Raw genomic sequence first — 12,656 nt, forward strand, 5'->3', positions numbered from 1 at the left:
GTCCCTATGCGAAAGTAGGTCATCGCCAAACTCTTTATTACAAACCTCCTGCTAATAATCTATATTCGCAGGAGGTTTTGCTTGCTATCTGCATATTTGTTGCGTAACAAGATAAAACGAAAAAAATGCAGGCTGCTTTGTATGGAAAAAGCAGCCTGCATTTTATTTTGCCTTACCCAAACTGTCGCCGAAAATACAACAACGGCTCGGCTTCATCGTGATGTAAAATCTCGTCTAAGTGAATATAAAACACACCATGCGTTCCCATCACATGATGCTCCACAATGTGTCCGTGTAAATGTGCCAATGCACCTTCAATTTGCAGTTGCCCTGTTTTGCCGCGATGCCAAATATGCTGCTCAAACCGCTCGGCTGGCGTGAGCTTGGTCATGCCTGCAAAATGTTCGGCAACATCTTGTTGATATTTTGCCAACACATTCACGCACAAATATTCGTTTTCCAGCAAAATGGGATAAATACTGGTTTTTTGATTGACGCACAAAACCATAGTCGGCGGCGTGTCGGTAATCGACGTAACGGCGGTCATGGTAATACCATATCGCCCCGCTTTGCCGTCTGTGGTAATCACATGAACGCCCGCCGCGCAAAACGACATGGCTTCACGAAAGTTTTGTTGTATAGTTTTTAAAATCATATTGTTATTATGTGCAGGCTGCTTTTTTATCGATAAACGCGCGTCGCTCGTTTGATGTTGCAAGTGATTTCGTAGCTAATCGTGCCAGCTGCTCGCGCCACTTCGTTCACATTAACCACATCGCCAAATAATTCCACTTCGCTGCCCAAACCTGCGTGCGAATCGGTCAATTCCACCGTTATCATGTCCATCGATACGCGCCCAATCAAGCGCGAACGAATGCCGTTAATCGCCACAGGCGTATCGTTGGCAGTTGCACGCGGATAGCCATCGGCATAACCACACGCCACCACGCCCACACGCGTAGAACGCTTGGTATAAAAAGTCGCGCCATAGCCAATGGGTTCATGCGGTTGCAACACGCGCTCGGCAAACACTTTGCTAACCAAACGCATCACGGGCTTCAAATCGGCATCAAAGCAGCCTGCACGGTCGGTAAACGGCGAAATGCCATACAACGCAATGCCAGCACGTCCCCAATCACGATGTGCTTCGGGATACGCTAAAATCGCCGCCGAATTTGCCAAACTGCTTTCGCCAGCCAAATCCGCGCACGCCAAATCAAACGCTTCTATTTGTATTTCGGTCATGCCGCGTTCCGCGTCATCGGCGCAGGCAAAATGGCTCATTTTCACGATTTTGCCGACTTTGTTGCTTTGCGATAACGCGGTATATGCCGCCGCATAATGGTGTGGGAAAAAGCCAGCGCGATGCATACCGCTGTCCATTTTTAGCCACACCGTTGCAGACTGTTTCCAATCGTGTGCCAATAAATCTTCCAGTTGCACTTGATTATGTACCACCGTCCACAAATTCCATTGCTCAATCAAGTGGTATTCTTGCGCGTCAAACGCCCCTTCCAGTAACACAATCGGCTTGGTGATGCCGTTTTCGCGCAGCTCAATTGCCTCTTCCAAAAACGCCACCGCAAAGCCATCGGCAATATCGTGCAACGCCAACGCACAGCGCACCGCACCGTGTCCATAGGCATTGGCTTTGACCACTGCCAATAATTTGCCACCATGTTTTTCTTTTAAAATACGATAATTGTGGCGCAAATGTTCCAAACGAATTTCACAAACCAAAGGGCGCATTGTTGTCTCCGTGCAGGCTGCTTTGTTGAAAAGGCGTATTATATAGCGATTGAACCGCAAAAAGAATAAATAAAACACTTGCCTAAACAGCATAAAACCCACTAAAATACGCGGTTTTCTGTATTCGTACATTTTTCAAATTTAAGGAAATTTTAACATGGTAGTGATTCGTTTAGCCCGTGGTGGCTCTAAAAAACGCCCTTTTTACAACATCATCGTAGCTGATAGCCGTAGCCGTCGCGATGGTCGTTTCATTGAACGTGTTGGCTTCTACAACCCAGTTGCCAACGAAAAACAAGAACGTGTACGCATCGCTGCTGACCGCTTGAACCACTGGGTTAGCCAAGGCGCACAGTTGAGCGATGCCGTTGCTAAATTGGTAGCAGAGCAAAAAGTTGCTGCTTAATCCATGAGCGACACTCAAAACTGGGTAGGCATGGGCTACATCAAAGGCGCGTTTGGCGTAAAAGGCTGGGTAAAAGTCCAAGCCAGCACCGAATACGCCGATAGCCTGTTGGACTACCCAACATGGCGTTTAGTCAAAGGCAAAGATGTGCAAATTGCCGAAGTGGAATTTGGCAAAGTGGCTGGCGATGAATTGCAAGTCAAATTTACTCACATCAACGACCGCGACGCAGCTGCTTTAATGCGCGGTTACACAATTGAAGTTTCACGCGATGAATTTGCAGAAACAGAAGAAGACGAGTTTTACTGGGCAGATTTGGTCGGTATGCAAGTCGTGAATCGTGAAAACATCGCATTAGGCGAAGTAGCGAAATTGATGGAAACGGGCGCACACGATGTCTTAATCGTGTGTGGCGAACATGGCGAGAAATTGATTCCGTTCGTTTCGCATTTTGTTGATGATGTCAACAAAGAAACGCGCGTGATTACGGTGGACTGGGGTTTGGATTACTGATGTTTATTCAAGCCATTACGCTGTTTCCTGAAATGTTTTGCAGCATTACGGAATTTGGCGTTACAGGACGTGCGTGTCAGCAAAATATTTGGCGATTCAATGCCATCAATCCACGTCAATTTGCCGATAACAAATTGGGCTATATTGATGATAGACCGTTTGGCGGTGGCGTGGGCATGGTAATGATGGCAGAGCCATTGTGCAAAGCCATTGATTCAGCAAAACAAAACCTTTCAGGCAGCCTGAAAACCATTTATTTAAGTCCGCAGGGCGCACCTTTGACCCATCAAAAGGTGGTTGAATTATCGCAAATGGATAATTTGATTTTGCTGTGTGGGCGGTATGAAGGCGTTGATGAGCGTGTTTTGCAGTCGTGCATTGATGAAGAAATCAGCATTGGTGATTTTGTCGTGTCAGGTGGCGAGCTACCTGCGATGATGTTAATGGACGCAGTTTTGCGTTTTGTGCCGAATGTTTTGGGCAACATGGTTTCTGCCGAGCGGGATTCGTTTGCCGATGGTTTGTTGGACTATCCACACTATACGCGCCCAGCAGAATTTCAGGGTATGGCTGTTCCCGATGTGTTGAAATCGGGCAATCATGCGCTGATTGCGGAATGGCGATTGGAACAATCGTTGCGCCGCACTTTACTACGCCGACCAGATTTACTGGAAAAGCGTGATTTAATCCCACAGGAAGCTCGCCTTTTAGCGAAAATTTGCGCTGAAAGCAACGAGTAAATCCATATTATATTAAGGAAAAGTAACATGAATTTGATTGACATCTTGGAACAAGAAGAAATCGCTCGTTTGAACAAAGAAATCCCTGAATTTGCACCAGGCGATACTGTTGTGGTATGGGCGCGTGTGGTTGAGGGTAACCGTACTCGTTTGCAAGCTTATGAAGGCGTTGTGATTTCTCGCAAAAATCGTGGTTTGAACAGCAATTTCATCGTGCGTAAAATTTCTAATGGCGAAGGCGTTGAGCGTACATTCCCATTGTATTCTCCACGTGTGGAAAAAATTGAAGTGAAACGTCGCGGTGATGTACGCCGTGCGAAATTGTACTACTTGCGTGGCTTGACTGGTAAAGCGGCTCGCATTAAAGAAAAATTGCCTGCTCGTAAACAAGGTTAATTTAGTCAATACAAAAAGCAGCCTGCACTTTTATTTGAAGTGCAGGCTGCTTTTTTATTTGTTTACGCGTTTACTGAATCCGTTTGACGATAAATGCAACTGCCATCTACCGCTTTATCTAATTGATTTAAATACTCTTCGTGTTCGGCTAATTCTTCGGGCGAAGCAGCCTGCACTTTCAAATATTCGGGGCGTGGCAACAGCGTGGCGGTGGTAGCGATAACGGGCGATGCGCTGGATTCGGCAACATCGCTGGCAAACGCGGCATCTAGGCTAAACTGTCCGCGTGTCATCGCCAAATACACTTCGCCCAGCAATTCGCAGTCAATCAATGCGCCGTGCAGCACGCGGCGACTTCTGTCCACGTCCAAGCGGTTGCACAATGCGTCCAAGCTGTTTTTTTGCCCAGGATAGCGGTCGCGTGCCATTTCTAGCGTATCTACTACGGTGCAAATGGTTTTGACTTTGGGCAAGCCCACTCGCGCAAATTCGGCATCTAAAAAGCCTACGTCAAATTTAGCGTTGTGGATAATCAGCTCCGCGCCTTTGATAAAATCAAAAATTTGCTGCGCAACTTCGGCAAACACAGGCGCGTTTTCGCTTTCCAGTTTTTCCAGCGTGATGCCGTGTACCGCAATCGCATCGGGGTTGATGTCCCGTTGTGGGTGGATATACAAATGCAGATTATTTTTAGTGAACTGGCGATTGACCATTTCCAGACCTGCAAATTCAATCATGCGGTCGGGATTTTCGGCGGCACTGTGTTCAAAGCCTGTGGTTTCGGTATCCAAAATAATTTGGCGGATAGGGGTTTCGGTCATAAAAGTAGCCTGCACGTTTAGCGATAGGGTTTTTCTATACTTTTAATTAAATCAATAAGATATTTACGCAACTGGGTTTCGCTGCACCCCATGAGTAGCGCGTCTTCAAACGCATCTTGCGCGGTTTGATACAGCTCTTCCATGTTTTGCGACATGACTTTGATTTTTTCGGTACACGATACGGGCGAGCCGTCGTCGCTGTGCCATTTGGGCATTTCGGGTTGTGCCATAAAACGAAGTCTCCCAATTAATTACGAATAAAATTTTGCGCGTTATTGCGTTTGACACGGCGAGCGGTGGCGTAGCGCGTACTCCAATATTGGCTGGATAGACTGGTGATTTCAATATTCTTGCCCGTTCGTGGTGCGTGAATAAAGCGGTCGTTGCCAATATACATGCCAACGTGCGAAATGCGACTGCCTGCGGTGCGGAAAAATACCATGTCGCCAGGTTGTAGCTGACTGCGGCTAACAGGTGTGCCTATGGTGGCTTGTTCGGCAGATGTGCGCGGCAAGTTCACGGCAAAAGCCTTGCGGAAAATGTATTGCATAAAACCGCTGCAATCAAAACCTGTGGGCGATGTGCCACCAAAACGATACGCGACACCCAAAAATCCCATTGCGCTGGAAATTAAATCGTCCACATCGCCGTGGCTATTAGATTGGGGCGCAGGAGTGGCTGGTGCAGCAGGGCGATTACGCGAATTGTTGGTTGCTGTGGCAGCAGGGGCAGCATTATGACGCGGTGCAGGCTGCTCGGTTGCAGCCGATGGGCGTTGTGCGCGCACGTTGGAATTAGTACGTTGTCGAATCAAATCCCCCAGCTCATCGGTGTTATCTGGTTGAGCGGCTTTTTGTTCTGCTTGTTTTTGCTGGATAAATTGACCGAGTGGGTCATCATCTGGATTTGCATGCGCTGGGGAAAACAACGATGTCCCCAATAAAAAGCAGCCTGCAAATCGATAAATTCTTTTTAAATCAATCATGATAAATAGGCGAAAAAAATAAAATAGGCTGCGATTTTCTGATTCAATAAACGAAAATCGCAGCCTGCGTATTTTATCCGATTTGGTGCAAGAAAGTGTTAAAAAACATTAGGGTGTGTTTACATTGTTTGTAAATAATGGCTTATGCCTGCAACAAAGCCACCATTTCGGCTTCAATTTCTTGCGGTGTCATGCTGGGAGCAAAACGTGCCACCACTTCGCCTTGGCGATTAACCAAAAATTTTGTGAAATTCCATTTAATATCATCGCCTTCATGTTTTTCGCCCAACGATGCCAGCGTGAGCAGCAATTCTTTGAATGCGTGTCCGCGGCTAATGTCTTCGGGTTGTTGTTGTTTTAAATAGGCATACAAAGGGTGCGTGTCTGCGCCATTGACGTGGATTTTTTCAAAAATAGTGAATTCTGTACCAAATTTGAGTTTGCACACTCGTTCGTATTCTGGGCTATCTTCTGGTGCTTGTTTTAGGAATTGGTTGCAAGGAAAGTCTAAAATTTCCAAGCCTTGCTCGCGGTATTTTGCGTACATTTGTTGCAGGGCTTCGTATTGAATGGTTAAGCCACATTTGCTGGCGGTGTTCACAATCAACAAAACTTTGCCACGAAAATCGCCCAAGTTTTTGGCTTCTCCTTGCGCGGTGTTTAAAGTGAAATCGTATAATTGAGTCATGATTTTCTCCATAGAATATAGTGAATTAAATTTAGATTAGTACAGCGTTGCCAACTCCCTTATGTACTAGGTGTACACGGCGGTCGTTGTCGCCTTGTCCTAATCTAAATTTAATCCACTGTAAAAGTGCAGGCTGCTTTGAGTTTTGCTCAAAAGCAGCCTGCACTGTGTGATTATTTACGCAAGCCCAAACGGGTAATCACATTGCGATAGGTTTCTGCATCGGTGCGGCGCAAGTATGCCAACAAACGACGACGTGCGCTCACCATTTTCAACAAACCACGACGGCTGTGTTTGTCTTTTGGGTTTGCTTTAAAGTGTGGAGTCAAGTCGTTGATACGGAAAGTTAACAATGCGATTTGTACTTCTGATGAGCCAGTATCGCCTTCTTTGCGTTGGAAATCTTTGACGATTTGCGCTTTTTGTTCTACGGTTAATGCCATTTTGAATGTTTCCTAAAAATAAAATGCCTTGCGGCGGACAAGTTTGTCAAGCTGCATGCAACCAAGACAAACTCCAAAAATTTCGCCCACCAAAGTGAGCGAAGTGGGGATTATGCCAAAAGTGCAGGCTGCTTGCAATCTTAATCTTTGAGTGTTTCCATTAAATCAATCATAAATTCTATGTCTTCTTGCGATACGGCATCAAATCCACGCATATCTAGGTCTTGCAACACTTTTTCGCCATCATCTGTATTGCCGATTTGAATGAATGTGTCACGGAAAAAATCATGCAATTCGGCATCGTCTGGGTGCAATAGAATGACGTGGCATAAATCGCCAATCCGACTTTGCATGAGGGTTTTCATTTGTTGGCGCGTATTTGGCATAAAGTGCAGATAGGTGCTGACTAGGAAAAACGCGGCATCGGCTTCTTGATTGATTAGGAGGCGGGCGGCTTCTTGAAAGGTATCTACTTCTATCCATTCAATATCTTGCTCGGTTAAGTTGGCACTTTCTAACAAACGTAAGCCCAGTAGGCGTAAGTCTTGGTTTTCGGTAACCAGAATTTTGCAGCCTGCTTTTAATTCGTCTGAATGTTGATAGGGGCTATCGGCATAGCTTGTAATCAGCATTTCATCGGAGTAGGCACGGGGTTTAACCAGTGGTAAATAGCCTTGTTCGCGCACCAGTTGAGCTGCATCAAATGGGTTGGCATATATCAAGGTTACTTTTTGGTTACGCAGAATATCCATTTGCTCGCGATGCCCAGCGGGGGTAATCAGGCGAATGGGATTATCGGTAATTTTTTGCAACAAGGTGTTGAGCAAATGCCAGCCTGCAAAGCTTTCGGGCGCAAAATCGGGCGCAATTAAAAAATGAATCATCAAGCATTATCCTTTTTATTGAGCGTTTGCCAATTCGGCTGCGCGTAGGGTGGCATATAATTTTTCGGCTTCTTCAACCTTTTGGCGACTGGGTTTGCGGCGTACCGATGTGTAGCCAACAATTTCGCCGTTGCGAATATTGGGGATGACAGTGGCATAAACCCAATAAAATCCACCGTCTTTGCGCAGATTTTTAACATAGCCGTGCCATTTTTCGCCGCGTTTAACCGTTTGCCACAAATCGGTAAAGGCGGCAGCTGGAATATCGGGGTGGCGCAGAATGCAATGTGGCTGCCCCAATAATTCTTCGCGTTCCCAGCCACTTAAAATCACAAAAGCATTGTTGGCATGGGTGATGATGCCGTCTAAATCGGTACGCGATGTAATTAAACAGCCGTCTGGGAAATGGGTTTCTTCGTCGGTTGTATAAATGGTACGTTCTTGTCCGTCAAAGTAAGCAGCCTGCACTTCTTTGTGTGATACGGTTGGACGAGTCATTGAATTTATTTTCATCACGTATCCTCCTTCTTAATATTGACCCAGTTGTTTGATTTGTTTAACCGTGTCGCGCGTGTTCAGCAAAATTAAACCTAATTTAGCTTCAGCGCGAGCAGTCACAACCAACACGGTTTGTTCGCCTGCTTGTACCAAAACAGTGAAGCCATCATCGCCCTCAACCACTACTTGTTTTAGACGACCGCATTCCAATTCCTTGGTAGCACGCGAACCCAACGATAACAACGCTGCCGACATACCGCCCACGCGGTCTGGGTTGGTGTGGCGATTGAGCAACCAGGCAAGGGCAATGCCATCAACCGATACAATCGCAGATGCCAAAATATCTGGCGTATTATCGTGAAGTTGATTCAAAAAATTCTCTAAAATGGGGTGTGTCATTTTATGCTTACCTCTTATCATAAAAATCAAAAAAGCAGCCTGCACACCAAATGGAGATGCAGAGCTTATAAAAAGGAATGCAGAAAATGGACTCCTGCATTCTCCGTATCAAATGATACAAACTAAAAAAACATATTAATTTGAACTGGATAGCCAATTAAAATCATATGCTGATATATGGGGTATATGTGCAATACATTCATTAAATATAGATAATTTAATAAATCTATTAGCTGGCACGATTATAATAAAGGTTTTGTATAGTCTAAAACCTTTTTTTATTTATGGGATTTATTTTTGTCCTAATTTTGATGTATATCAAATAAGAATAAATCTTGATTAGACAAGTCTGAATTTTTTTTGCAAGCGCGAAATAAACCGTTTGGCAATATTCAAATAGCGTAAATCCGCGTAAAATACGCCCATTTTTTGCAGCGCAGGCAGCCTGCACTTTTTTATTTTATCGATTAGAGAATTATCATGACTGACCAAAACCCAAACCCCCAAGTTGAAGAACAATTGGACGAAAACCAAATCATCGCCATTCGCCGCGAAAAATTGCATGAAATCCGCAAACAACGTGTGGCATTTCCCAACGATTTCCGCCGCGACAGCTTCGCCAGTGAATTGCACGAAAAATACGGCGCGTTGAGTAAGGAAGAATTAGACCCACAAGAAATCCCAGTCAAAATCGCTGGGCGCATGATGTTGAAACGCCAAATGGGTAAAGCCAGCTTCGCGACTATTCAGGACGTAAGCGGTCAAATCCAGTTGTATTTAAACAATAAAGGCGTGAGCCAAGACATTTTAGATGCGTTCAATCATTGGGATATGGGCGACATCGTGGGCGCGGTGGGTACGTTGTTCAAAACCAATCACGGTGAATTGACGGTGCGCGTATCGGAAATTCGTTTGCTGACGAAATCGCTGCGCCCATTGCCGAGCAAGTTTCACGGTTTGAGCGACCAAGAGACGAAATACCGCCAGCGTTATGTGGATTTGATTGCCAATCCCGACAGCCGCGACACGTTTATTAAACGTAGCCAGATTGTTCAATCTATCCGTAATTTCATGGTAAACGAGCAATATTTGGAAGTGGAAACGCCGATGATGCACCCGATTCCTGGCGGCGCAACGGCGAAACCGTTTGTTACACATCACAATGCGTTGGATATGCCGTTATATTTGCGCATCGCGCCTGAATTGTATTTGAAACGCTTGGTGGTGGGCGGTTTGGAGCGCGTGTTTGAGATTAACCGCAATTTCCGTAACGAAGGTATGTCGGTGCGCCACAATCCTGAATTTACGATGATGGAATTTTACGAAGCGTTTTGCGATTACGAGCGCATGATGGAAATGACGGAAGGCGTGATTCGCGCGGCTTCTCACGCGGTAAACGGTACGGCAAAAATCACTTACAACGGTAAAGAAGTGGATTTGGAAAGCCCATTTGAACGCTTAACCATTTTGCAAGCGATTAAAAAATTTAATCCGCAATACACGGACGAGCAACTGCATGATGCGGAATGGCTGAAAAAGGAAATCGTGAAACACGGTGAAAGTTTGCCACACGCGAGCGGTTTGGGCAGCCTGCAATTAGCGTTGTTTGAAGGTTGCACGGAAAGCAAGTTGTGGAATCCGACTTTTATTATTGATTATCCTGTGGAAGTGTCGCCATTGGCGCGTGCTTCGGACACGAAATCGGATTTAACGGAGCGTTTTGAGTTGTTTGTGGTAGGACGTGAATTGGCGAATGGCTATTCGGAGTTGAACGACCCTGAAGACCAAGCGGCGCGTTTCAAATCGCAAGTGGCGCAAAAAGACGCTGGCGACGATGAAGCGATGCATTTTGACGCGGATTATATTCGCGCAATGGAATTTGGTTTGCCGCCGACTGGTGGTTGCGGCATTGGCATTGACCGTTTGGTGATGTTGCTGACGGACGCGCAGACAATTCGTGATGTGGTGTTGTTCCCGCAAATGCGCCCAGAGTAAATATTGGTAATCATAAAAAGCAGCCTGCACTTTAAATCAATAAGTGCAGGCTGCTTCAAATTATGGGAAATGGTATGCAAAATTACGAATTTTAAATTTTTGAAAATGGCGATATTTGGGGCAATTGTGCCGTTTTTCGGTGTCAAGGCGGTGATATATTGTGATGTTTGCGAGTAGTCAATCGTTGGCTACGGCATTTGTTGAGCAATTTCCTGAAACGCAATCGTTAAATGATGAACTCAATAAAATCAATAAAACATCATGCTATCAATTGAAATTTTTTGGGGAAGATTATTGGGATTTGCAAGATTATCCTAATTTATAGTGAATTAAATTCAAACTAGTACAGCGTTGCCAACTCCCTTATGTACTAGCTGTACACGGCGGTCGTTGTCGCCTTGTCCTGGTTTGAATTTAATCCACTATATTTGATACGCCTAACGATGGACAAATTTTTACACGTCAAAATATTGTTGAATTAGAACAAAAATTAAGTGAAATTATTGCTATTCATTCGGAATATTATGCGGCGCAAATCTATTATTTTATTCCTGAAACAAAATCTTTGGCGCGAATGTATGCACGTATGTATAATAAAAGAAAAGGAAATTTAGAAAAATTTCAAACTTGGTCGTTGAAAAATACTCAATTTTTTATTTTGCAAAGAGGTTAAAAAAAATGAAGCACAATCAATCGCAAAATTCACAACAATACAATACCCATGCTATTCAAATTGCCCCGAATGCCAAAGATTTAAAAGCCCAATCGCTGCACGTTTTGCGCCAAGCATTTGATGCCAGTAAACAAGCAGGTACGGTTAAAAAAGTGGTTATAAAAGGACAATAAATGCCCCACCTAAAACCCTATCTAAACCATTTCTCATCGGGTTACGCGATTTGCTCTGTGGCAGGCATATTGCTGCAACAAATCTTTCATATCAAAGCGGCGGCTGGCGCGTTGATGCTGGCTGCCGTTTCGTTTACCGCCTTATACTTCGTCAAAAAAGAACGCCGTGCGCCCATGCGCCAAGAGCAATATTATTTGGCAAAACGTTGCACCATGAGCGCGGTGTTGGGCATTTTGTTGTTAGCGGTGGTGTTCGCGCTGTCGTATGCGTATGCACACGGCATAGACCAAGCACGGCAATGGGCAAAAGTTATCGCTGAAATGTGGTGGCTGGCTGTGTTGCTGTTGCTGGTGTACGCGCTGACATATTTTGGCGCGGCAATTTTTGCGTTTGGCTATTTGGCGAAAACGGAAGCGAAAAAAATCGCGCAAAAATAACAAAGCAGCCTGCACTTTAAATCAACAAAAAGTGCAGGCTGCTTTTCGTGTGCAGATTATTTCTCTGGCAACATTTCTACATAAATCGCGTTTTGCTGCTGCAAAAATTGTGCGGCAGCCTGCACTTGTTGCGGTGTGATTTCGCTCAATCGGCGGCGGATTTCTGCTTCATCGCGATACGAAAAACCAATATTGTGCAACGTTCCCATCAGGCTGCCGCGCACCAAATTTTTGCTCAACCGTGCCGCACTGTGTCCGTCTAGCACCGTACTTAACACGTCTAGCGCGTAGGGCAGGGTGCCGTCCATTTTCTGTAAATGTGGCACGCGATAGGCGAGCATCATAATTGGCTGTTTGGTTTTGCCTGTGATGGATACGGGCGATGTGTCGCGCTGCATGATTTCCGTGTTGTCGGAGCGTGCAGGCTGCTTTTTGCTGGCTAAATTGCCAAAATATTACTGCACCCATTTGAGTGTTTGCGCGGAATCTACATCGCCCACAATCAGCAAATGTGTTCTAGCGCGTGGCTCAAACCTGTTTTACCTGCTTGCTCGTCCATGCTGCCGACTTTGTATCACAGCTAGGTGGACGACTGGGGCGCGGTGGTCTTCTTCAATAATCACGTTTAAGCCGTTGTTTAGTGTGTGTTGCACGGTTTGCGCCAAGCTGGTGTGCAGGGTCAAACAGCTTAGGGGCTATTGACAATTCAAAAGAAGAGGCAAAGGATTTAAGATATTGTTTCCACACAACCATCCTAAACCTTTGCCATGTCCCGAAACACGCTTACAAATGAAACATGGTCAAGACTGTTACCTATTTTGAAACAGCTTGGCATTTATCGCAAGAAAAATTTAC

The 12,656-nt window shown here is 45.2% G+C and carries 19 protein-coding genes and 1 pseudogene; 8 read left to right on the top strand and 12 right to left on the bottom strand.

Translation table 11 applies throughout. The annotated features are described in order from the left end of the window. Window positions 1-172: 172 nt before the first annotated feature. A complete protein-coding gene (gene hpaC, locus BQ5809_RS06690) occupies window positions 173-655 on the bottom strand; it encodes a 4-hydroxyphenylacetate 3-monooxygenase, reductase component (RefSeq protein ID WP_032827906.1) in 483 nt (160 codons plus the stop codon). Between the two features lie 26 nt (window positions 656-681). Continuing rightward, a complete protein-coding gene (gene alr / locus BQ5809_RS06695) occupies window positions 682-1,749 on the bottom strand; it encodes an alanine racemase (RefSeq protein ID WP_032827904.1) in 1,068 nt (355 codons plus the stop codon). Between the two features lie 157 nt (window positions 1,750-1,906). On the opposite strand from alr, the gene rpsP reads away from it, so the two are divergent. Genes rpsP through rplS form a run of 4 tightly spaced genes read left to right on the top strand, consistent with a single transcriptional unit; the run spans window position 1,907 to window position 3,804 of the window. Next, entirely contained in the window at window positions 1,907-2,155 is a 249-nt protein-coding gene (rpsP, locus tag BQ5809_RS06700) for a 30S ribosomal protein S16 (protein WP_003788910.1), read from the top strand. 3 nt (window positions 2,156-2,158) lie between these two features. Beyond that, the gene (gene rimM, locus BQ5809_RS06705; RefSeq protein WP_003788908.1) at window positions 2,159-2,668 is read left to right on the top strand and encodes a ribosome maturation factor RimM; all 510 of its coding nucleotides are present in this window, start codon (window positions 2,159-2,161) and stop codon (window positions 2,666-2,668) included. Continuing rightward, entirely contained in the window at window positions 2,668-3,408 is a 741-nt protein-coding gene (gene trmD / locus BQ5809_RS06710) for a tRNA (guanosine(37)-N1)-methyltransferase TrmD (protein ID WP_003788906.1), read from the top strand. Before rimM ends, trmD begins: the two co-directional genes overlap by 1 nt. Window positions 3,409-3,435: 27 nt before the next feature. Then, window positions 3,436-3,804 (top strand): 50S ribosomal protein L19, encoded by a 369-nt coding sequence (gene rplS, locus BQ5809_RS06715; protein ID WP_003788904.1) that lies wholly within the window; start codon window positions 3,436-3,438, stop codon window positions 3,802-3,804. A gap of 62 nt (window positions 3,805-3,866) precedes the next feature. Here the strand turns inward: rplS and dnaQ are convergent, their stop codons facing one another. The 8 genes from dnaQ to BQ5809_RS06755 all read right to left on the bottom strand — a co-directional run bounded on the left by dnaQ (window position 3,867) and on the right by BQ5809_RS06755 (window position 8,522). Continuing rightward, complete coding sequence (gene dnaQ / locus BQ5809_RS06720; RefSeq protein WP_003788901.1) at window positions 3,867-4,625, bottom strand: DNA polymerase III subunit epsilon; 759 nt, start codon at window positions 4,623-4,625, stop codon at window positions 3,867-3,869. Between the two features lie 17 nt (window positions 4,626-4,642). Beyond that, entirely contained in the window at window positions 4,643-4,855 is a 213-nt protein-coding gene (locus BQ5809_RS06725; protein ID WP_003788900.1) for a hypothetical protein, read from the bottom strand. A gap of 17 nt (window positions 4,856-4,872) precedes the next feature. Next, window positions 4,873-5,610, bottom strand: coding sequence for a C40 family peptidase (locus BQ5809_RS06730; RefSeq protein ID WP_003788898.1), 738 nt, complete (start codon window positions 5,608-5,610; stop codon window positions 4,873-4,875). 142 nt (window positions 5,611-5,752) lie between these two features. Further along, on the bottom strand, window positions 5,753-6,298 hold the full coding sequence (locus tag BQ5809_RS06735; RefSeq protein WP_032827902.1) for a glutathione peroxidase: 546 nt from the start codon (window positions 6,296-6,298) through the stop codon (window positions 5,753-5,755). A gap of 173 nt (window positions 6,299-6,471) precedes the next feature. Beyond that, complete coding sequence (rpsO, locus tag BQ5809_RS06740) at window positions 6,472-6,741, bottom strand: 30S ribosomal protein S15 (protein ID WP_003791601.1); 270 nt, start codon at window positions 6,739-6,741, stop codon at window positions 6,472-6,474. A 140-nt stretch (window positions 6,742-6,881) separates the two neighbouring features. Next, complete coding sequence (locus BQ5809_RS06745) at window positions 6,882-7,625, bottom strand: PhnD/SsuA/transferrin family substrate-binding protein (protein ID WP_003788893.1); 744 nt, start codon at window positions 7,623-7,625, stop codon at window positions 6,882-6,884. Between the two features lie 15 nt (window positions 7,626-7,640). Next, on the bottom strand, window positions 7,641-8,138 hold the full coding sequence (locus BQ5809_RS06750; RefSeq protein ID WP_003788890.1) for a PAS domain-containing protein: 498 nt from the start codon (window positions 8,136-8,138) through the stop codon (window positions 7,641-7,643). A gap of 15 nt (window positions 8,139-8,153) precedes the next feature. Then, window positions 8,154-8,522, bottom strand: coding sequence for a roadblock/LC7 domain-containing protein (locus tag BQ5809_RS06755; RefSeq protein ID WP_032827901.1), 369 nt, complete (start codon window positions 8,520-8,522; stop codon window positions 8,154-8,156). 480 nt (window positions 8,523-9,002) lie between these two features. On the opposite strand from BQ5809_RS06755, the gene lysS reads away from it, so the two are divergent. From lysS to BQ5809_RS06765, 3 genes are all read left to right on the top strand, one after another. Then, window positions 9,003-10,517 (top strand): lysine--tRNA ligase, encoded by a 1,515-nt coding sequence (gene lysS, locus BQ5809_RS06760; RefSeq protein WP_003788886.1) that lies wholly within the window; start codon window positions 9,003-9,005, stop codon window positions 10,515-10,517. 678 nt (window positions 10,518-11,195) lie between these two features. Next, the gene (locus BQ5809_RS10990; protein WP_155114362.1) at window positions 11,196-11,363 is read left to right on the top strand and encodes a hypothetical protein; all 168 of its coding nucleotides are present in this window, start codon (window positions 11,196-11,198) and stop codon (window positions 11,361-11,363) included. Continuing rightward, entirely contained in the window at window positions 11,364-11,801 is a 438-nt protein-coding gene (locus BQ5809_RS06765) for an ABZJ_00895 family protein (RefSeq protein ID WP_003788882.1), read from the top strand. A 56-nt stretch (window positions 11,802-11,857) separates the two neighbouring features. On the opposite strand, the gene BQ5809_RS06770 is transcribed toward BQ5809_RS06765, so the two are convergent. Further along, window positions 11,858-12,199: a hypothetical protein gene (locus BQ5809_RS06770; protein WP_003788880.1), complete on the bottom strand. Its 342-nt coding sequence runs from the start codon at window positions 12,197-12,199 to the stop codon at window positions 11,858-11,860. A gap of 141 nt (window positions 12,200-12,340) precedes the next feature. Further along, on the bottom strand, window positions 12,341-12,484 hold the full coding sequence (locus BQ5809_RS10995) for a hypothetical protein (RefSeq protein ID WP_155114361.1): 144 nt from the start codon (window positions 12,482-12,484) through the stop codon (window positions 12,341-12,343). Between the two features lie 84 nt (window positions 12,485-12,568). Between BQ5809_RS10995 and BQ5809_RS10785 the strand changes: the two are divergent. Then, a pseudogene (locus tag BQ5809_RS10785) lies at window positions 12,569-12,656 on the top strand (IS5/IS1182 family transposase); the annotation flags it as partial.

Origin of the sequence: Kingella kingae ATCC 23330 (assembly GCF_900111845.1) — a bacterium.
GTDB classification, from domain to species: domain Bacteria; phylum Pseudomonadota; class Gammaproteobacteria; order Burkholderiales; family Neisseriaceae; genus Kingella; species Kingella kingae.